The following is a 20,818-nucleotide window of genomic DNA, read 5'->3' as shown; positions in this document are numbered from 1 at the left end:
GCTCTTGACGGCAGAAAAGTTTTGGGAAGAAAGAATAATAGACAATGTTCGAGTGAATTTCATTCTGCCTTAGCAGGATGAAATTTGTATCGGGAACCAGTGAATTTCAATTCACTATATACCCCTCAAAAATGTGAATTTTTGGAGGTCTATAGACAGAACTCATTTACCTGTCAGTATTTACAGAGAAATAAACGGAAAAGGTCGAACCTTGCCCAAGTTGGCTTTCCACCTTAATACTTCCGCCGTTATTTTCCACCATTCGTTTGATGATATAAAGCCCCATCCCTGTGCCTTCAATGTTGTGGGAAACCCTGGTGGATTTATGGAAGATAGCCTGCTGATGCTCCAGGGCAATTCCAATGCCATTGTCCTTTACCTGTAAGACTACGTGATCATCCATTTTAACGGTAGATATGTGGATCTTTAATGGTTTCCCGGCCTTCTTGTATTTAATGGAGTTTCGCAGCAGGTTATATAAGATACTTCGTAAATTATTTCTTGAGAAGATTATTTCCGAAGTCTGAAAATCTGTAGTTATTGAAATACCTTTATTAAAGATTTCCGATTTTAAAGAAATAATCACATCCTGCGCTATGTTCTCAATATTTACCCTAACCGTTTCTCCCTCAAGTTCGGGTTGATCTTCACTTACGGTTATAAAATCTTTTAACAGATCTCTCATGGCATTGGAGCTGGCCTTTAGTGTAGCTATATATTTTTCGAACTGAGGCGTATTCTGTGTCTTATAAGCATTCAATAAAGCATCAGAAAGCAGTACAATAGCCGAAAGCGGCTGCCGTATATCGTGCGAAAGAGCGTCTATTAGGGTATGATATTCAGAATTTAACTTCTCAAGTTCTCCTATAGCCCTAATTCTTTTAGTAATTTCTACAAAAGTTACAATTACCCCATCGTTCCTGTTCTCCTCAAAAACTCTGTATGGAAGAATATTCATCTGGTACCATTTCCCGTCTGTTGTTTGAACCTCCTTCTCAAGGATTTCCCCGGTTTGGATCACTTCTTCAATATTTTCGATAAGGGTGGGAAAACGAAAATTTTCTTTCACGTCATGAATGTCCCTGTTCACATCCGCATCTGTAAGAGAGAACTGCTTCATCGCAGGAGGGGTGAATTTCTTCAGGATAAGATTTCCATCGATGAAAAGCTGCGGAATTATTGTATTGGCAAAGTAATTTTCAAGATCCTGATTTTTCTTATGATTAGTTGGGGTTTTACTTTTATTAAATACTACAGACATAGGGGGAAATATGATTTTTTTAAGATTTTTTAAAGATAGGTCTAAATAAGATACCAATATTTTATTATGGAAGCTTATTACAGAATCTTTTCTTCTGAAGATCAAAACCTTAGACAGGTATTTGCTTTTCCTGCTTTATGATCTTATTTTCCAAAGAGGTGATCCTTTTAAGAATGGTAGAAAGGATCAAACTAAAGAGTACGAAAACAATGAAAATAAGAAACCCGGGTTGTAAAGAGGTTTTATTGGTGGAAATACTCACGAGGGAATCAGTTTCCATATTAAGCAATGAAAGCTGATTATCCAGTATTCCCTGAAAACCTATATAAGCCATAAAGATCGCAATGACATAAACATCGGCCATACTCCATTTTCCCGATTTAAAAGCGAAGAATTTGAGGATCCTGTTCTTTCTTATCTTATCATTTCCACCCAGGTAGATTTGTGTAGCCAGTAATTTGGCTACCGGAAAAATAATGCTGAAAACAAGGATAAGAATCCCTACCAGGTAGGAGTCGGCCTTTCCGTTATTGAAGAGAATTCCTATGACGTCCAGGATGCTCTTGCTTTGAAAGAAGATAACCTGGTCATTAAATGTGATACTTTCCCCAATCAGTAGAAAACTAACCTGTTGAAAACGGGCATCTATTTCGATCATTGGTGCGGTAAGACCCGAAAACAGCACCACCAGGGAAACCAGGACCGAAATAATAAAAAGCGGGGTGTGTACGGCTTTTTGTCTTCTCAACAGCCACCACAGGAGAAGGAATGCCCCAATAATTCCCAATAAAATATAGGTGTGAAAATAGGTTTGATCTTCCAGGTGAATTATTTTCTGCGGAATTTTCTCATTGAATCCGGCAAGATCTTCAACCTCATATTTATCCAGAAGGGCCTTTATTTTCAGGGTTGCTACCCGGGAATCATCATGAGTGAGGTCGCTGTATTCCTGTAATTTGCTCTTGATAACATATTTCAATGCCTCTTTATTTTCAGGCTTTTGAATTTCATTGACGATGATCTGTGCGAACATGGGGACAAGAGCCCTTATTTTATCTTCAGGAACCAGTGTCTTTACCGCGAATTTTTGAAGTTTGGCTTTAATTCCTTTCTGTTTTTGATCCAGAATATCTGCTCCCTTATCAATGCCGGCCGTAAGTATATTTTCAACCTGGTGAACCAGGGTATCCTCCTGGGCTTCTGTAAACTCGAATTCATCGATCCGGTTTAGAACCATGGTAGTAAGGTGGTCCCGCCAGATGTTAACCGACATTATTCCGTGAGTGATACTGTTTAGCTCGCTGTAATCTCTTTTGATTTCTGCTGCTTCTGAAGAGTACTTAAAAATGGAATAGCTGCTCCAACCCGCGAGTAGCAGTAAAGCACCTGCGAAAAGAATTACAAGGAATTTCTGAAAGATCCTGGACATGGAGGTTGGAATTTATAGTGATAATAAAAGGTGGCTTACCGGGCTCTTGCAAGTAGATACAGGTGTCATTGACATTTTCTCTTTCTTAAGCTTCAACTTCCCTGCGGCTTACATAAAATATTAAAAAAAAAGCTCCTCGTTTCTAAAGGAGCGAGGAGCTTTAAATATGAGGAACGGAGTTTTAATTATCGTTACCAATCTTTTCGATCTCTTTATCGATCTCTTGATTTACTTCCGCGTCTACTTTTTTGGCTGTGCGTTCCAGAATACCTTCCTCACTTGGGGTTTCGTTTTTTGTTTCTGTTTCTGTTTCCTTTATTACAGTCGTCTCTTTTACTGTTTCTGTACAAGAGGTAAAAAAGAAAATCCCGAAGGAAAGTACTGCAACTAACATTTTGAATTTCATGATCCTGATTTAGGTATTTAAGGAGTGAAGGTATAGCTATTTATCGCTGTCCAATTTATTTTGGCAGAGATTTGGGAATAATATAGATAAGATTCTTTACGCAGCGTACTTTGGTTGCCGCAGCAACTTATCAAGAACCCAACTACTGCCGCAGACGAAGTTACGGCACCACCAGGGTTTAAATGAATGTATGGAAACTTTGGAGTCGTCGTATACACCTTTGGAGGCTTCATAAAATGTACAGATGTTATTCCTGTTGAGTCTTACTTCCAGTCTCGTTTCAATTGTTGAAGGTTATAGTGGATCAGGGTAGGAGGCGATCCGGAGTGAGAAAATTAGTTAGTATTTCCAGCATAAAATCACCTGCTTCCTGTTTTTCCGTATCACTTCAACTTTTAATTCTTAAGACTGAATTCCGGGTGCCCTGTCTGCCACAAAGCGAAAGAAAGGTTTCTGGCGAATATCTTCTTAAATTCATCATAGGTCGCCGGCCCATGACCCTGGGAAAAATCCACTACAAAAATGATGGGGTTATCTGAAGTATTTGAATGCTGTAATTTAGCAAAATACTTTCCGGGCATATAGGGAAGAATTCGGGGGTCGTTATATCCTGCATAAACAAGGGTGGATGGATATGCTGTACCTTCCTTAAGATGAGTAAACGCATTCATAGCTTTTACGATTTCAAATTCCTGAGGAACGTTGACATCCCCAAATTCATGATTATTGATTTTGGCGGTGGGAACTTCATATTTATTCATTAAGCTAACCGCTCCCACTTCATTTATCACAGCGCCAAAAAGATTTGGCCTTTCATTCATGGCCATTCCTGCAGCAATACCTCCCGCGCTTCCTCCCTGAAGAATGATTTTTTCAGCGGTGGTATAGCCGTTCTCAATTAAATATTCTGCACTTGCAATCACATCTTTCCAGGTATTATACTTTAATTCCTTCTGGCCTGCCTTATGCCAGCCTTCTCCTAATTCACCTCCTCCACGAACGTGCGGAAATGCAATGATCAGACCCAGGTTAGTGAGAGCCATGAGCTGAGGGATGTAATCGGGGCCATTATTTTGACCGTAAGCCCCATAGACTGACATGAGTACTATGTTCTTCGAGTCCTTTTTTATTTTATCACTATAGATCAAGGAAACGGGAACCAGGGTTTGATCATGTGAAGGAATTAAAACTTCCTCTACAATTAGATTTTCAAGTTCCGGAATGCTCTTATGTTCCACAAGCCCCAAATCTTTGAATTTGTTGGTGTTATAATTAAATATATATCTCAAACCCGGAGTTGTCCATCCCGAGACAGCCATTTCTATCTCTTGAGCATTTTTTATTGCTTTCACCTCAATATTGGCAGGGAAAACAGGTAATTCGATCTTTTGGATTTTTTCATCATCCATTTGCTTAAAAAACAAACTACTTTGAACTCCATTTTCTTTAATCACATAAAACACACCTTCTGCTACGGGAGCGAAATCGGTTATATTTCCGCTTTCTGGCTCGGCGACCACTTCTACAGCATCCTTAATTGCCGGTTGTTTCAAAGATAATTTAAGGATCCTGAACCTGGGGGCATTTTTTCCGCTTTTATAGTAGATGCCATCTTTGGTTACTTCTATCCTCGTTACCACATCATCAATAGAAGTTAAAGGTTTCCATTGCTCCTTATCTTTTACAAATGTTTTAAAGTGACCGAGAGTCGTATAAACATTCGCAATAGTTAGATTCTGCTCGGGATAAAAGACCACATGAGGATTTTCTTCAGGCATAATGTTCAACTCGGGAAATTTTTTGGCAGAAAAAATCAGTTTATCATTTTCCGGATCCTCCAGTTGGTGAAGAAAAACCTCTTTATTTAACTCCTCTTGTCCACGGGACCTGCTAACATAAAAGGAATTTTCGTCAATCCAGGAAATTGGTTGACCTGGAACGTCATAAAGCGTATCAACCACATTTTCAGATTTCTCCAGATCTAAAATAAGCAGTTCCCCATCTTCCTGTCCTGCATTGGGATAAAGAATAACAGCGAGTTTAGTGCCTTTAGGGCTGGGAGCAATTCTACTGATATAATAGCCGGTTTCGGGCTTGTATGTGAGAGGATCGAACAACACAGTAGCCGTTTCCTTATGGTCTGGCTTTATAAATGCCCTCTCTGGCCTCCCATCCGGTTCTAACCTGAGAAAAAAATAGGAGCCGTTATCCAGCCGCTGTACCTGACTTAAATTTGGTGACATTACCTGCTCAATATTTGAAAATTCTTTAAGTATGAGTTCCTGACCCGAAATCTTATCCAACAGGGAGTTAGCGTAATCTGCCTGTGCTTTATACCATTCGGCCACTTCAGGTTCCTTGTAGTCTTCTAAATAGGTATAATTATCAATGACCATATTTCCGGCAAAGAATAAGGTGTCCGGATTTTTTTGTGTAAGAGGAGGTTCTGAATTTTGCTGGGAATATCCCACAAGACCAACCAAAATGAGGCTGCTGAAAGGTATTTTTAAATTCATAACAGAGAAGTTTAAAAATGGTTTGATAAATTAATTTGCCTTCTAAATTATTTACTTCAGCCGTAAAGTACAATCCCTGAAATCTGGGAAATCAGATTCTTTTATTGAGCAGGTCACGAGAATTTAAAAGCAGAAAAGGCTGCTGACCAACATCCCCGAATATGAACGCCCTGTTGGAGGATGTTGAACTCAACAGGAACATGGCGATGCAGTTTTTTAATAACTGGTTTCCAACATGCTAAAAGTAAAAAGTTTATGTTCCTGCATTCAGAAAAAGATTAAATTTAGAACTCTGATCAGTCTTCAATTCAGTTCAACCAAAAGAAAGAAATCTTTTTAAAAAATGAAGTAGAACTTAATTGAGATGATCTTTTTCAGATAATTTGATATGCGACCAGCTTTTTAACCCCATTCGCTATGGATAACCTGCCACGTGCCCTGGCGTTAGATCAGGAAGAACTGAAGATGAAAATAGAAAGCATCCAGGCATTTCTCGAGGACCTGCCGGATACTTTTTATGCCCTTTTCTGGCTGTATACTCATGATTTTCTTTATGTGAGCAGATCAATACAAGATGTCCTGGGGCACACTTACGAAAAATATGAAAATCATGGAATGGTATTTTTCCAAAGCATCATTCCTCCCCACCTGATCAACCATATATATGAAGCAATGAATGCACAGGCAGCAGAAATAGAAAAACATCCCGATTATATTTTTGCTAATCAATTTTTAAATGTAGACGCCGCAGTTCTTAATTCAGAAACAGAAGAAGTCCCGGTCACTTACAATGCAGTTTTTCTCGATGTCAAAGCCTTTAAGCCTACTTCTTTTTTGGTCCTGTGTTCCTGGATAGATATTCGGGATAAAAATAAGGAGCAGATCCTTAGACTTTCAGACCAGATAAAAGATGAATTAATTGAAGTAAAACAACATTATATAAAGAGTAAACCCGAACACTTCAAATCCCTGTTGTGCAGGAAAAAGATAACGAGCAGGGAAAAGGAAGTAGCTTCCTTACTTATGAAAGGGCATAGTACAAAAGGAATTAGTGAACAATTGGGGATTACCTTTAATACCGTCGAGTCGCACAGAAGGAGTTTGTTGGAAAAGCTGGAATCGAAAAATACGGCAGAACTGGTGACGAAACTTGCCAGTATTCCCCTTTGAGAAAAAAATAAAGTCTCCCCAATTCCTTCATACCTGAATTCTGGGATTGACTTCAGCTTTGTAAATATTTAAATTGGATCATGTCATTATAGTGGAAGGATATTAAATTCCTTATTGCTAGGGCTTTATGCGAGGTGCGCCAAAGTTAATTTATTATATTATTTAGAATTTTTGAGGAAGAAGTAATTCTTCAGTTAACCAAGAAGAGCTACTGCGTTCCCCTTATTTTCTGCAGAAACTTACTACTTCCGTTAAGTAAAGGTAAATCAAATCTTAAGGTCCATGGAAGGTGAAAAACAATTCTTTATTGTGATCCTGTCACTTGTTTGTGCCACAATGCTCTTATTGGCTGGTGAAATATTTACAATGACCCGTAGTAGCAATCTGCCTCTTTCTGAACAAACCACTATTGGAATGGCATACCGGGCAGCAGACACGGTTTTTGTCGCTCCTCCCACAGGTGAGAGGGAGACAGACCGGACCGGTATTATGTCCGCCCTGGAAGAGATAGAGCCGGGAGGCACCATACTTTTTGCGCCGGGAACTTATAAAATAGGTGGGGAAATTATCAGGATCACAGTACCGAATGTTAGCTTACTGGGCCACCCGGAAGGCACCATACTACTAGGGTGTGACCCGGGAGAGTTTTCTATGCAAAATATTGAGCAGTACGGGAATAGTTGCAACGGTCTTGAAGTGCATGCAGGAGGGGTGTCTGTCCTTAATCTCACCTTTGAAAATCTTTTCTGGGGGCTTCACATTGGTTGTTGTTGGGAAACCATCCCCAAAATGATGCCGGGAGATGGTGGCCATATCATTGAAGGAAACATCTTTATAGGCAATTCCAACGCCTTACGGGTAAATGGCTACTGGTCTCAACCTACAATTATTCGTAATAATCTTTTCCGGAACAACTGGCATAGTATTGCGGTTTATGGCAATACCGTACACATTCTCGATAACAAGATTATGGCCCCCGAACCCGGGGAGGTGCAGGGTTTTGGCTTTCCTGGGGAAGGCATTCATCTTGCCCGGCCCTTAGAGCTCCATGAAAGTGTAACAGGCGGAAGTCTTTCCTGCGAAAATAATGTGATTTCAGGCAACTACATCGAAGATGTCACTGAAGGAATAATGATGACCTCTGACGTTCCAGGTATCACCTGCCGAAACAATCTGATAAGTAACAACACGATCATCATCAAACGGGCGCATCCGACCGTGTTTCCCGACTTTCTCGCGGGCAATGCAGAAGGTGACTCCACCATAGTGGGTGTCCCGCTCGCTCTTCGGGGTTTTTGGGAAGATAACACTATTGAAGCTAATTTCATACAAGGGGCAGAGGGGGTGGCGCTCGAGATCCGCGGGGGTTCCAATAACCATATTGTGAATAATAAGATCACCGGGGTCATCTTGCGCAAGCCTTTCCCCGGTAAGGCGCTTTCCGGGCTTCCCATACTGGGGGGAGATCCTGAAACCTGGCGCAGCGCAAATGGTTCAGGCATCTGGCTTTCCCCGGGAAGTAACGGCAATGAGATAAGGAACAACAGGTTTGAGAACATTGCTTCCGCAGCAGTTTTCCTGGAAGGCGATAAGAATCACGTGGAGTTACTTAAAAAGACAGATTCGGTACGTGATTTGGGAACAGGTAATTTGGTGACTGGCGCTACGAACTCAAAACAATGACAAAAGGGCAACAAGCTTGATCAGTCTTTCAGGATGGAATTAGAGATTCTTCAGTTTTAAGCACAATTTCACTTCTCCCAAATACATCATTTTACTTTTCCTCAGTACACGCAGTGTGACGTTCGACGAAATCTTATTGTTTTTTGAATAATTGTTATTGATGAGTCGGAATTGAAGTAGAAAAGTAAAGTAGATTTGAATTCCCAAAAAATCATATTTTATGAAAATTGCAAACTTGGAAACAGGACTATCCACTGAAAGATTAATTCTTATTCCTTTTACAACACAGATTTGTGAGAATATCCTAAATAATGACTTCAACTTTCTATCCGCCATGGAACTAAAACAGGGGATTAGCTGGCCCGATGATGATGTCATGGAATCTCTACCGAGAATATTGGAAAATATAAATAAGGTTCAGTCACCTACCGGTTTCGAGTCCTGGATGATAATCAAGAAAACAACATTAGAAGTAATTGGGGATATAGGATTTAAGGGTTTGAATTCTGAAGATGAAAGTGTAGACATCGGGTATGGAATAATTGTAGAAGAGAGACGTAGAGGTTATGCTGAAGAAGCTGCAAATGCACTTATTCAATGGGCTTTTACAGATAAGCGTGTAAAGAAAATTACAGCAAGTTGTTTGCATGAAAATCAAAGCTCAGTCCACCTTCTTAAAAAGCTGAGATTCAGAGAATCTTTTAAGGATGATCAAATGCTATTCTGGTCGTTGCAAAAAGAAAATTAACAAAAACAGAACCGCCGCATCGTTCATTAAAAACGAGCTGTACCAACATCTTTTGTGAGGAAGCTAATAGAAAAGGGTAGCGGCTGTGATCTGTATTATTGCCAAATACATCATTTACTTTTTCTCAGTACACGCGGTGTGACGTTTGAAGGTAAAAGAAGGTACATTAAATTGACAGGGGAATTGGTCCTGGAATTTTTATAAAAGTTCCAGAGCTAATTTCATCTGTTTTCTCTCCTATTTAGATAAAATTTATTTTTCAGAATTATCTCAACAGCCGAAAACCAAAAAAATATAAATAATGTAATTTATAGTAAATGAAGTGGTGCAAAATCGGCACCGGAGGGAGGTTTGCTGAAATCTGTCTCCGGAAGAGCTTTTCTAATTTTTCAATTTTTAATCAAACCACCCCCTTTTTTACATGAGCTAAATTCCATAGATTTAGGTTATTATATAATTATTTTAATTTCTTCAACTAAATCTTGTTCATATTGAAAACAATTACTTTTAAACTAAAACTCCTGCTCATATTCTTAACTATCTCCTTTACCGGGATCGCGCAGGAGGTCTATCCAACAGTGGGAATTGTTGGGCAGGCAACGCCAAACGCGAACTGGGATTCTTCAGTCCCTATGGAATTACAGTATGCAGATAATCCGCACCAGTGGATGCTGACTGTTCGGCTTACCCAGGGAGAAATAAAGTTTCGTGCCAACGATTCCTGGGATGTAAACTGGGGAGGAGATTCCTTTCCCACCGGTACAGCTTACCGGAATGGACCAAACATTTTGGTTCCGGCAACGGGCTACTACACGATCTATTTTAACAGTGCCGATGGTGCTTATCATTTCGAAGGCTTAAGTCCGCCGGTGTATGAAACAGTTGGGATAATAGGAGATGCTACCAACAATGGCTGGAGTGCTGCCGTTCCTATGACCGTCGATCCCAATGATCCTCACAGCTGGTCCCTCGAAAGTATCACGCTTACTGCAGGAGAAATAAAATTTTTAGCCAACAATGACTGGGGTGTCATGAGTTGGGGAGGGCATAGCTTTCCTGAAGGCACTGCGTATTCCGCCGGGAATAATATAGGCGTGGCTGCAGGGGAATACTCGGTAACTTTTAATGATGTGACAGGAAAGTATCTGTTTAAGATCCTTAATGCCCCTACCTATGAAACCGTGGGAATTATAGGAAGTGCTACCGAAAATGACTGGAACGCTTCGACACCGATGAATCAGGTAGCGGGGGAGAAGCATGACTGGATGCTTACCACCTACCTAAAGATAGGAGAATTAAAATGGCGTGCAAATGATGCCTGGGACGTGGATTGGGGTGCAAGTGTCTTTCCCACCGGGACTGCAGAATTAAAAGGGTCAAATTTGCAGATCCCTGAAAGCGGTTACTACACCATCAGGTTTAATGACTTTACCCGGACATATAATTTTACAATAGAAAATCCTGCTTCCTATAATTCTGTAGGCATCGTGGGCAGTGCGACCCCGGGGGAATGGAACAACTCCACTCCCATGCAAAAAGGAGCCGATGGCCATACCTGGACCTTAGAAAACTTTGAACTCACTGCCGGAGCAGTGAAATTCCGTGTAGACAATTCATGGGATATGAACTGGGGTGGAACAGAATTCCCCACCGGAACGGCCACTCAGAATGGCGGAGATATTCCGGTGGTTCCCGGGTTTTATGATATCAGCTTTAATGACTTTACCCGTAAATATCATTTCGAACTGGTTGGCAGTGCTTCCGGGGGAATAGTAAGTCTTGATCCTGCTTTTCCAACGGCAGATGAACAGGTGACTATTACCTACGATGCTACAAAAGGAATTTCCAATCTAGGCGATGCCGATAAAGTTTATATGCATTCCGGAGTGGTTTATTCAGGGCCTGAAGGAACAGTCTGGAACGATGTGGTAGGCAACTGGGGACAGGACGACGGAGTAGGGGAAATGACTGCTGTAGCTGGAGAACCCGGGAAATGGCAAATCACTTTGCCTTCCATTCGTGAATACTATTCGATTGAAGCCGGTGTGCCTGTTTTCCGCCTCGGAATGGTCTTCCGCAGTGCAGATGGGACAAAGCTCGGCAAATCTGAAACTGATGGGGATATTTTTGTTAATGTGGACCCGGGAGATTATGTACGCTTTACTGCACCGGAAGCTTCAGAAATTTTCGGTTTGACAGGGGAGGAGCTGCTTCTGAGTGCAGAAGCTTCAGGAGTTGCAGAAAGCATCAGCATAGAAGTTAATGAGGGCAACGGATTCCAGCCTGTAGCTCAGGTTAGCAATAGTCAAACGATCAGCTATCAGTATTCATTATCTGCTTCCGGAGAAATTATTTTCAGAGTATCTGCGCAAATAGGGGAGAAGACGGTTTCTTCAGAAAAAACCATTTCAGTTTACCTGCGTGAGGCTAACAACATTGCAGAACTTCCGGAGGGAATGAAAAACGGGATCAACTATGATCCTGCAGATGCTTCAAAAGCTACTTTGGTACTGCTTGCTCCGCAAAAGGATTTTGTTTACCTGGTAGGGGATTTCAACAACTGGGAGATCAGCGATAATTACCAGATGAACCAGACACCCGACGGTGAGACTTATTGGCTGGAAGTTACCGGTCTTGAAGCGCAAAAGGAGTATGTGTATCAGTATTGGGTGGAGGGCACGATCAAGATTGGAGATCCTTACGCAGATAAAGTAGCCGATCCCTGGAGCGATAAGAACATTCCTGCTCACGTGTATCCAAACCCTGTAGATTACGACAAGACGCAGTATGGAATAGCTACGGTGTTGCAAACAGGACAACAGCCGTACCAATGGAATCATCCTGAAGTAGTAGGAGGCCGTCCTGCAAATGAAGACCTGGTGATCTACGAATTGCTGGTGAGGGATTTTGTGGAGGCGCACAGTTATGAAGCGGTAATAGAAAAGCTGCCTTATCTGAAATCTTTAGGGGTAAATGCAATAGAGTTGTTGCCGGTAATGGAATTTGAGAACAACGAGAGCTGGGGTTATAATCCTACTTATCTTTTCGCTCCCGATAAATACTACGGAAGTAAAAATGATCTGAAAGCTTTTATAGATAAGGCGCATGAAATGGGAATGGTGGTCCTTCTGGATATGGTCCTAAATCACCAGTTTGGCCAAAGCCCCATGGTGCAGATGTACTTTGACGAGGCCAATAACAAACCTGCAGCCAACAGCCCCTGGTTCAATCCCGATGCTACCCATCCTTTTAATGTGGGTTATGATATGAACCATGAAAGCCAATACACTAAGAATTATATAGATGATGTAAACCGCTACTGGATTGAGGAATATAAATTCGACGGATATCGTTTCGACCTCTCCAAAGGATTTACTCAGCAGAATAACCCAAATAATGTTGGTGCCTGGAGTGCGTATGATCAATCCCGTATCGACATCCTGAAACGTATGAGCGACGTAATCTGGAATACTGATGCCACTGCTTATGTGATCATGGAACATTTGGCGGATAACAGTGAAGAGAAGGTTCTTGCCAACTACGGAATAATGTTGTGGGGGAATATGAACCATCAATACGGGGAAGTCGTACTTGGAAATACTTCGGAAAATCTGAGCTGGGCCTTATCCGGTACCCGTGAATGGAATGCGAAAAATCTGGTTTCCTATATGGAAAGTCACGACGAGGAACGCCTGATGGTGAAAGCGCTGAACTATGGGCTGAGCAACGGAGATTACGACATTAAAGATTTTGAAACTGCGCTGGAGCGGGTAAAACTTGCTTCCGCATTTTATTATCCTGTTCCGGGGCCAAAGATGATCTGGCAATTTGGGGAGTTGGGTTATGACTATTCCATAGACTATAACGGAAGAACAGGTAATAAACCAATTCCCTGGAGCACTGCAGATGACGGACTTGCCTATGAGCAGGATGAATCCCGCATGAAGCTCTACGGTACAAAAGCCGCAATGATCAAACTTGTCAATGAATATCCCGATGTGTTTGAAGAAGGTGCATTTTCCTGGACTCCGGCGGGACAAATAAGAAACATCAGTATTGATCATGAAGTCATGGACGTAAAGATCATCGGAAACTTCGGAGTTACTGAAGGAATTGCGGAGGTGAATTTTCAGGAATCAGGAACCTGGTATGATTTTTATTCGGGGCAAAAATTTGTGGTGAATTCCACAGCAAATATGATTGAACTTTCCCCGGGAGAATTCCATATTCTGGTGGATAAAGCAGTGGCATTTCCGGAAGCTGATCTTACTGTAAATACTTTTGTTTTCATGACAGCTCCAACAGAATTGGATGCTGAGGTAACAGAAGCTTTTTCAGTAGCCGTGACCTGGAAAGATAATTCGGCAGGAGAATCGGGTTATGTCATTGAAAGAAAAGGCGAAGATGATGCAGGTTTTGTTGCTGTATCTACTTTGGATGAAAATGCTGAATCTTATTTTGACGAAACCGTAATTGACGGAGTGACCTATGAATACCGGGTGAAGGCCGTGAGTGCTGAAGAAGGGGATTCCGGCTGGAGCAATGTAGACACTGTTGATCTATCGCTGCTGGCTCCGTCGGGCTTGAATGCAGTTCTCGCAGATGTGCGTTCGGTTGCTTTACACTGGCAGGATCTATCAAAGCACGAAACTGCATATACTGTAGAACGAGCCATGGAACATGGTAACATCAGGACTACTTACGAAGTGGTGGCAAGGTTGCCGTCCAACACAACTACTTTTACAGATACACAATTGCGGCCGGGAATGACCTACTATTATAGAGTGGTAGCGAAAGATTTTGACGAGGCTTCAGATTACAGTAATGAAGTAAGTATTCGTCCTGCAGACGGGATGAAAGATCAGCTGGCAAAGAGCATCAGCATATATCCCAATCCTGCTTCAGATGTTGTGAATCTTAGTACCACACTGAAGATAGAAGCGGCTGCAAATTTCCAGATCGTCAATTTACAGGGCAATGTGGTCCAGACTTTTCAGATCCAGCCGGGAATACCTTCAGTGGAGCTGGATGTAACCGGGCTGCGGAACGGCATTTATATAGTGCACGAGGTCAATTCTGAAAGTTCTTTTGGAAAGCTGCTGTTGATTCAAAATTAAACAAGTTCAAGAATACACTTTTAAAGGAGTCATGGCAACATGGCTCCTTTTTTTGAGAGGAAAATAGATTTGAAGTAATGAATTTAAGTCGGGCATGAACATTAGACTGAAATTTCCGGAGTTTGGATCTAAGATGTAATTAACAAATCTCTCAAATCCCTAATTAACCAATCCCCAATTTCCAGTTAATCATTAACAAATAACCACTAACCAATACCTACTTCCCCCAATACATCATTTGACTTTTCCCGATCAATGCGGGGTGACAATAGAAGGTAAAAGAAGGTACATTAAACTGACAGAGGATTTAGCTATGAATAATTCCCTAAAATTTCAATAAATAAATTCACCAGTTTATTCTCTTTCCTGATGTTATGCTGTAGCTATAGCTTTTATATTCTTAACTTCGTTTTGATATAATAAGTTGTAGCCAATTTTAATATTGAGATTTGAAATAGATTTGATGGGTTTTAGAGTTGACACAGATACATGGTTTGTTTTTAGTATTCTATTCGTAAGCGCCTTGTCATTATTTATGATAGGATACGTGGCAATTCCTTATTTTATTAGAAAAAGACAATTAAAAAGGATTGAATTTAAATATATCAGAAAGAATAATCAGTACGAAAAACTAGAAAAAAGAACCTTTGAGCGTGAAATTCTAAATTTAGAATTACGAAACAAAGTTTTAGAGACAGACCTAAATAAATCACTAGAAGAACTATTAAAATCAGATTCGAATTCATTAAATAGTATGTCATTTTATGCTGATTTTGAAAAAGTCTATCCCAATTTCAATGAATCACTTTATAAAATCATTCCAGGTATAACTTCTCACGAATTAAAGCTGTGCTCATTAATCAGAATGAACTTAACAGCGAAAGAAATTAGCAGGATTATGAACATTACACCTGCAAGTGTAAATAAGGCCCGGTATCGTCTTCGTAAGAAATTTGCATTTACATCAAAAGAAGATCTTGATTTATTTATTTTAAACCTTTAGAAATCTGACATTTATAACCTTGTCCATCATTTGTCCGTTGCGTTTTAATATTTATTAAGTGCTCTCTTCCTTATGTTTGTCTAAAACAAGACTACATGAGACCGTTTGAAATATTCCTGTTGCTTATTGCCACTATTCTCCCTTTTTTGATTTCAAAGAAGTTTTTTAAAGAAAATAAGATGGCTATTATCATCCTCATTTTAGTTGTAGTAGTCTGCCAAGTTTTAATTGAAGGATTTCGTTGGCAACTAATCCCTGGACTTACAATGATTCTAATTGTCGCTATACTGCTTTATAAAGAAGTGAAATTTTTGAATGGTGGCTGGATATCAAATACGTTGAAAATACTTTTTTGGTTTATTTTGTTAGTCTTCTCCTGGACACTTCCCTATATTTTTCCTGTCTTCAACTTACCTGGTCCAACCGGGGAATATAAGGTCGGTTCTTCCTATTTGAAAGTAGCTACAGATAGTCCTGAAATTATTACGAAAGACCCTAAAGACAACAGGGAATTTATGGTAAAGGTCTGGTACCCGGCCACAATAAATGATGAAAAAAAGGAACAATATTTAGATCAGGGAAATAGACTCGGATTTTTGAATAAATATGGTCTTCCCAAATTCACTATCGACTATTTAGATTATATAGATACCCACACTTACAAAAGCCCAGAGGTAATCAAAGGTAAGTTTCCTGTTTTAATTTTTTCTCATGGATCATATTCTGAAGCATTTGGATATTATGCCCTGATAGAAGAAATAGTAAGTCATGGGTTTATCGTTTTCAACATAAATCACACGTTTGAAAGTAGCGGTTCCTTGTTTCCAAATGGAGACATCAAACTTTATAATGCAGCATTTGATCAAGAAACAAATGATGAAAAAATGAGAGAGATGGCTTGGAACGCAACAGAAAATTATAAAAAAGCAACCACAGAAAACGAAAGATTTATTGCTGTCGAAGATCTAATTCGGGATTATGTAGCAGGAGATATATCAAAAAGATGGAGTGCAGATATTTCTACCGTTATTGATAACTTAGATCAATGGAATAAAAGCTCATTTCTATCAAAGCATCTGGATTTGACAAAAATTGGTGTATTTGGACATTCTCAAGGAGGAACCGCAGTTGGGCAAGCATTGATTGATGACGAGAGAATTAATGCAGGAATTAATTTAGATGGCGTTCAATGGGGTCCTATGATAGATTCAACAATAACCAAACCTTTTATGTTGATTTCTTCAGATTGGAATGGGGATCATTTAAATCTAAATAAATATGCATATCGTAATTTAAAAAATTCAGAATATTATAATATCACTATAAAAAATACCGGTCACTCAAACTTTATGGATATAATTTTACTAATCAACTTCTCATATATAAACGAAGCTGGGCAGATTGATGCTTATAAAGGTTATAAAATAATCTCTGGTTTGATATTAGATTTTTTTAATGAAAATCTGAACAATAAGGATAGTAATATAGAAGATTTAGTTGATAAGTTTGAGGAAATTGAAATCGTAAATTAAAACTGGCCACAAGATCGGTTTAGCGCAAATAGAGGGCATTCTGATGAAAAATACTATTTTAGAGACCAAGAAAAAAACAATAATCAAGAACAAAGAATACCAGGTTTGCAAGTGTTAGTTCAAGCCCTGGGAGAGTGGGCTGGTGGGCATTACAGCTGCTGCAGAAGTCACGGGAGTTTTGGAGGCAAATGTGGGATTAGCTATACGGGCGTCGTGAGTTTTTGAAGTCCTCATTTTGTGAATTTTGAATTAGGAAAATTAAGGCACAAAAGACCTTATAAAAGAGGTGTCAAAAATGGTATTTTTGACAGGTATTTGAAAGAGTAATCAGTGCGCAGTGGTCAGTTGGCAGTTCAGAATCTTGAATCCTGAATTTTTCCTGATCTCACGCAGCGAGGGCCATATTATACAATTACATTTAAGAAAGTCTGGGTTCTAGTCTCTAGATTCTAGTTTCCTCCCATTATACAATATTCAATATAACAATAAAAAATGAGGTGTCAAAAAGGCCATTTTTGAGAGAGATTCTCCAATCTTATCTCCTGAATATTTAATCCAATCCTGTTCTTGGTACAATCCCGAGTCCTCGGGATCACTCCAACTGACGAGGTTTTTTTTACGGGGAGTTGTGTGTCATATTAAGAAACTTTTGATTCCTGTTCCTTCCCAAGGAATAACTTCTCCCGATGTTTTATTCCCCGATCTTTTAAAGCCTCAATTATAGGTATTAAGGTGTAGACATGGATGTCCGGTTATGCTATTCGTTTAAAACCGGACATTGTATATATGACAATGTTGTTCTTATCCTGCAAAAGTTTTTGATCATGCCAATAGGCTGGGCTGAACTGGTACATAAATTCCAAATATAAGAAAGGAAAAGTAAGGATTAACCGACTTAATCGAGCTTATCAGTTTCTATTTCGGAAACCAGAATTTTATCAATTCGGAATCCGTCCATATCCAGAATTTCAAACGAGTAGGAACGGTTTTTTACCACATCTCCTGCCTGTGGCATAGATTTTAATTCATCAATAATAAAACCTGAGATTGTTGAATAGGTTCCTATCCTGTCTTCAATAATTTCATCAGAAAAAAATTGATTTAGTTCCCAGATCGGAGTTTTTCCATCTACCAGAAATCCTCCTTCCTGGCGGGGGATAATATAGCTATCTTCCAATTCATCCTCATCGGGGAGATCACCTACAATAGCTTCTATGAGATCATGAAGAGTAATTATTCCCCGGACTCTTCCGAATTCATCAATTACTACAGCCAGGTATTGCTTTTTATCCTTAAATAAATTAAGGATCTTAAAAGCGGGGACATTTTGTACAATATAGAGAGGTTCGGTGATAATCTGATCCATTTTGAAATCGGGATCATAAAAGTTTTGATGTAAATCCTTGATGTGGAAAACACCTACCAGCTCATCTAAATTTCCATCTCCAACCAGGAATCTGGAATGTACACTTTCCTTTAACTGATCCAGAATTTCTTCCTTTGTCCGGTTGTAATCCACCCATTCCAAATCTGAACTGTGAGTCATAAGGGATTTGGCGGTTTGATCTGTAAAAGAAAACAAATTCTGCATAGCTTTACTTTCCTCAAGTTCCAGGACCCCTTCCTTACCTGCAGTTCTCAGCATAAACCGCAGCTCCTCTTCACTCACCTTCTGTCCCTCATTTTCTTTAACATTAATGATCTTAAGAACGAGTTTAGTGGACAGCGACAGTAGCTTCACAAATGGATAGGTTACTTTGGTGAAGACATTAACTATTGGAACACAAAAAATAGCTACATTTTCGGGGTTGTTCATTGCAATAGTCTTTGGAACTAATTCTCCCAGGACAATGGTGAAATAGGTAATTCCTCCAATAACCAGTATCATCGCAGTGGTCTTAATATATTCTTCCTCCCAGGTGAAGTATTGAGATAGAAAACCAACCATATCATCAGTCAAAGTTGCTCCGCCAAAAGCACCTGCCACTATTCCAATTAAAGTTATTCCCACTTGTACCGAAGAAAGAAAATTCTCAGGGTTTTTAAGTAGCTTAAGAACCAGCCTGGCATTTTGGCTTCCTGCACCTGCTTTTTGCTCAATCCTGTTTTTGTTAACTGAAACAAGAGCAATTTCTGAAAGAGCAAAGAAGCCATTTAGAAGAGTTAAGAACAGAATGATTAAAAGCTCCAAATTTGAAAATTTGTTCAAAGGTAATTAAAAACCTGTCTGCTTTTTTTTCAAAATTTTTCACCGTTACCGGTTTCTATGTCCGGCATATGATCTTTTAAACGTTGTAATAGTGAATCCTGAAGATAATCCTTCAGGGCTTTATCCCATAGAAAATTTCTGCCTTTCTCAGTCAAATAATTATTTTGATAGAGATATAATGGATGTTGATTCATCGAATTATAAGGATAAAGGAGTCTTTTTAAATACTATAGTTGGGAAACCCATATATCTTAAAGGAAAAAGGCCGTACAAAATTCTCAACGGCAACTCCCCATTTGTGATTTCATTGAAGTAGTGCAGCGCTTATCAAATTTTAAAGGGGCGCAACAGAGCGCCCCTAAATATCGTAAAAAAAGACAGGTGCCTGAAAATAGCGGCAGATAGTCAGCTATAAGGTGTAACTCTTAGAAGTTCCATTCGATTGCACCTTGATCTTTCCGCTTATGCTTCCGTTACTACCGGCAGGAAGAATAACATTTTCAGCATTCTTTATTCGGTGACCTGTGGCTTTTTCCCAGTTATTGATGATTAATAAAAGGTTATTAAGCATAGCAACTTCCTGGGGTTCAGGTGGGTTGGCAGGGTTGACCGTAAGGGCTCTGATGATCCTGAAAAGGAAAGCGGAGTCATTCAGGATCCCCAATTCGATAGACCTTAACAAGGTGCTCATGGGCTGGGCAATGTCCAAAATTGCAACAGATTTGGTATGCGCATTTAAACCTATCCTTCTTCCTATGTTCATCAGTCGGTCTCCCGCCGTATTGGCTTCTGCCTTTAAAAATTTTACCAGCGGGGAATCGTAAGAAACTACATTGAACAACCAGTACATAAAAATATAAGAGGAATATTCTTCCGCAGAAAGATTGAAATACCGGTAATTCTCAAAGTTTAAACTAGTGGTGCGCCTGCTCATCAACATTTCCTGCAGCTTTCGCGCAAGGTCTTCCAAATGTTCTGTGTCTGTGGTATTTGTGCCGCTGGTATTGTTGGCATTGATGTAACCTCTCCAGAACTCCACCAGGAAATTTTCAAAGAGCGAAATGAAACCTGAATTTGAAAATTCTGCTTTATGATACTCGTACTTATTATTGTTCAAATCCCCGAAGGCGAGATCCATCCCGAAAAGCCGGTGATAGGCATTCCTGCGGTTAGCTTCAGAAACCGGCCTTACCTGACTCGCGCGCGTGGTATAGGAACCGGGAGCTGAATTATAGAATAGAGTTTCGGTATTCAGGATCCATCTGAAGGCTTCCGGCTCGGCCTTGGTGAGTTTTTCATCCTGCAGATACATTCCAATCATCTTCTCAAAGATCTGGGCAATTCGGGTATTTTCTACCAGGTAGGAGAAGATCATGTGATAGGGAGGTGTATTAAATTTGATGTACGCTTGTAATGGCGCATTACTCCCTTCTTCGAACAACGGAATAATATTACCGGCATCATCCTCGTCCACCCTGCCCATTTCATTGGTATAACTTATTCGGTTACTTACATCAAACCAATGTTTTCGAATAGTATCTTCAATTATGCCCGGATCATCCAGAGATACGAAATTATTTCGTGCAGTCTTTTTGTAGAAGGTTATATTTCCTGATGATTTCGTTGGATTAATTTTCGAAATATTTAGTTCTTCAGGAATAATTATCGGCAAAGAATGTTTCTTTGAAGGATATACACTGTCGTTTAGCGCACTGTAAATGAGGTTATCTATAGCATCCATTTT

Annotated in this window: 13 protein-coding genes; 7 read left to right on the top strand and 6 right to left on the bottom strand. The window is 39.8% G+C overall.

Annotation, left to right across the window (positions count from 1 at the left end):
• Positions 1–166: 166 nt before the first annotated feature.
• The 4 genes from OU683_RS10610 to OU683_RS10595 all read right to left on the bottom strand — a co-directional run bounded on the left by OU683_RS10610 (position 167) and on the right by OU683_RS10595 (position 5,612).
• A complete protein-coding gene (locus OU683_RS10610) occupies positions 167–1,261 on the bottom strand; it encodes a sensor histidine kinase (protein ID WP_268138036.1) in 1,095 nt (364 codons plus the stop codon).
• Between the two features lie 109 nt (positions 1,262–1,370).
• Positions 1,371–2,690: a paraquat-inducible protein A gene (locus tag OU683_RS10605; protein ID WP_268138033.1), complete on the bottom strand. Its 1,320-nt coding sequence runs from the start codon at positions 2,688–2,690 to the stop codon at positions 1,371–1,373.
• Positions 2,691–2,871: 181 nt separating this feature from the next.
• Entirely contained in the window at positions 2,872–3,096 is a 225-nt protein-coding gene (locus OU683_RS10600) for a hypothetical protein (RefSeq protein WP_268138031.1), read from the bottom strand.
• A gap of 395 nt (positions 3,097–3,491) precedes the next feature.
• Positions 3,492–5,612, bottom strand: a complete 2,121-nt coding sequence (locus tag OU683_RS10595; RefSeq protein ID WP_268138029.1) for a prolyl oligopeptidase family serine peptidase — start codon at positions 5,610–5,612, stop codon at positions 3,492–3,494.
• Between the two features lie 417 nt (positions 5,613–6,029).
• Between OU683_RS10595 and OU683_RS10590 the strand changes: the two genes are divergently transcribed.
• The 6 genes from OU683_RS10590 to OU683_RS10565 all read left to right on the top strand — a co-directional run bounded on the left by OU683_RS10590 (position 6,030) and on the right by OU683_RS10565 (position 16,865).
• A complete protein-coding gene (locus OU683_RS10590) occupies positions 6,030–6,782 on the top strand; it encodes a helix-turn-helix transcriptional regulator (RefSeq protein ID WP_268138027.1) in 753 nt (250 codons plus the stop codon).
• A 282-nt stretch (positions 6,783–7,064) separates the two neighbouring features.
• Positions 7,065–8,465 carry a right-handed parallel beta-helix repeat-containing protein gene (locus OU683_RS10585; RefSeq protein ID WP_268138025.1) on the top strand — a complete coding sequence of 467 codons (1,401 nt, stop codon included), beginning with the start codon at positions 7,065–7,067 and terminating at the stop codon, positions 8,463–8,465.
• 220 nt (positions 8,466–8,685) lie between these two features.
• Positions 8,686–9,213: a GNAT family N-acetyltransferase gene (locus tag OU683_RS10580; RefSeq protein WP_268138023.1), complete on the top strand. Its 528-nt coding sequence runs from the start codon at positions 8,686–8,688 to the stop codon at positions 9,211–9,213.
• Between the two features lie 491 nt (positions 9,214–9,704).
• Positions 9,705–14,330: an alpha-amylase family glycosyl hydrolase gene (locus OU683_RS10575; RefSeq protein ID WP_268138021.1), complete on the top strand. Its 4,626-nt coding sequence runs from the start codon at positions 9,705–9,707 to the stop codon at positions 14,328–14,330.
• A 463-nt stretch (positions 14,331–14,793) separates the two neighbouring features.
• Positions 14,794–15,333, top strand: a complete 540-nt coding sequence (locus OU683_RS10570; RefSeq protein WP_268138018.1) for a helix-turn-helix transcriptional regulator — start codon at positions 14,794–14,796, stop codon at positions 15,331–15,333.
• Between the two features lie 95 nt (positions 15,334–15,428).
• Complete coding sequence (locus OU683_RS10565) at positions 15,429–16,865, top strand: alpha/beta hydrolase family protein (protein WP_268138016.1); 1,437 nt, start codon at positions 15,429–15,431, stop codon at positions 16,863–16,865.
• 895 nt (positions 16,866–17,760) lie between these two features.
• Here the strand turns inward: OU683_RS10565 and OU683_RS10560 are convergent.
• Positions 17,761–19,056, bottom strand: a complete 1,296-nt coding sequence (locus OU683_RS10560; protein ID WP_268138014.1) for a hemolysin family protein — start codon at positions 19,054–19,056, stop codon at positions 17,761–17,763.
• A gap of 109 nt (positions 19,057–19,165) precedes the next feature.
• Here OU683_RS10560 and OU683_RS10555 point away from each other — a divergent pair, with 109 nt between their 5' ends.
• A complete protein-coding gene (locus OU683_RS10555) occupies positions 19,166–19,390 on the top strand; it encodes a hypothetical protein (RefSeq protein WP_268138012.1) in 225 nt (74 codons plus the stop codon).
• A gap of 93 nt (positions 19,391–19,483) precedes the next feature.
• On the opposite strand, the gene OU683_RS10550 is transcribed toward OU683_RS10555, so the two are convergent.
• Complete coding sequence (locus tag OU683_RS10550; protein ID WP_268138010.1) at positions 19,484–20,815, bottom strand: hypothetical protein; 1,332 nt, start codon at positions 20,813–20,815, stop codon at positions 19,484–19,486.
• Positions 20,816–20,818 lie beyond the last annotated feature (3 nt).

Source organism: Salinimicrobium sp. TH3 (genome assembly GCF_026676115.1).
Taxonomy (GTDB): Bacteria; Bacteroidota; Bacteroidia; order Flavobacteriales; family Flavobacteriaceae; genus Salinimicrobium.
The sequence above is the reverse complement of the archived record's forward strand: the minus strand, read 5'-3'. Positions and strand labels throughout refer to the sequence as shown.

What these genes read in the sequence shown, in the direction of transcription:
- OU683_RS10585 (WP_268138025.1), top strand. Translation starts at nt 7,065, where the DNA reads ATGGAAGGTGAAAAACAATTCTTTATTGTGATCCTGTCACTTGTTTGT.
- OU683_RS10595 (WP_268138029.1), bottom strand. Translation starts at nt 5,612, where the DNA reads ATGAATTTAAAAATACCTTTCAGCAGCCTCATTTTGGTTGGTCTTGTG.
- OU683_RS10610 (WP_268138036.1), bottom strand. Translation starts at nt 1,261, where the DNA reads ATGTCTGTAGTATTTAATAAAAGTAAAACCCCAACTAATCATAAGAAA.
- OU683_RS10580 (WP_268138023.1), top strand. Translation starts at nt 8,686, where the DNA reads ATGAAAATTGCAAACTTGGAAACAGGACTATCCACTGAAAGATTAATT.
- OU683_RS10605 (WP_268138033.1), bottom strand. Translation starts at nt 2,690, where the DNA reads ATGTCCAGGATCTTTCAGAAATTCCTTGTAATTCTTTTCGCAGGTGCT.
- OU683_RS10570 (WP_268138018.1), top strand. Translation starts at nt 14,794, where the DNA reads ATGGGTTTTAGAGTTGACACAGATACATGGTTTGTTTTTAGTATTCTA.
- OU683_RS10565 (WP_268138016.1), top strand. Translation starts at nt 15,429, where the DNA reads ATGAGACCGTTTGAAATATTCCTGTTGCTTATTGCCACTATTCTCCCT.
- OU683_RS10600 (WP_268138031.1), bottom strand. Translation starts at nt 3,096, where the DNA reads ATGAAATTCAAAATGTTAGTTGCAGTACTTTCCTTCGGGATTTTCTTT.
- OU683_RS10550 (WP_268138010.1), bottom strand. Translation starts at nt 20,815, where the DNA reads ATGGATGCTATAGATAACCTCATTTACAGTGCGCTAAACGACAGTGTA.
- OU683_RS10590 (WP_268138027.1), top strand. Translation starts at nt 6,030, where the DNA reads ATGGATAACCTGCCACGTGCCCTGGCGTTAGATCAGGAAGAACTGAAG.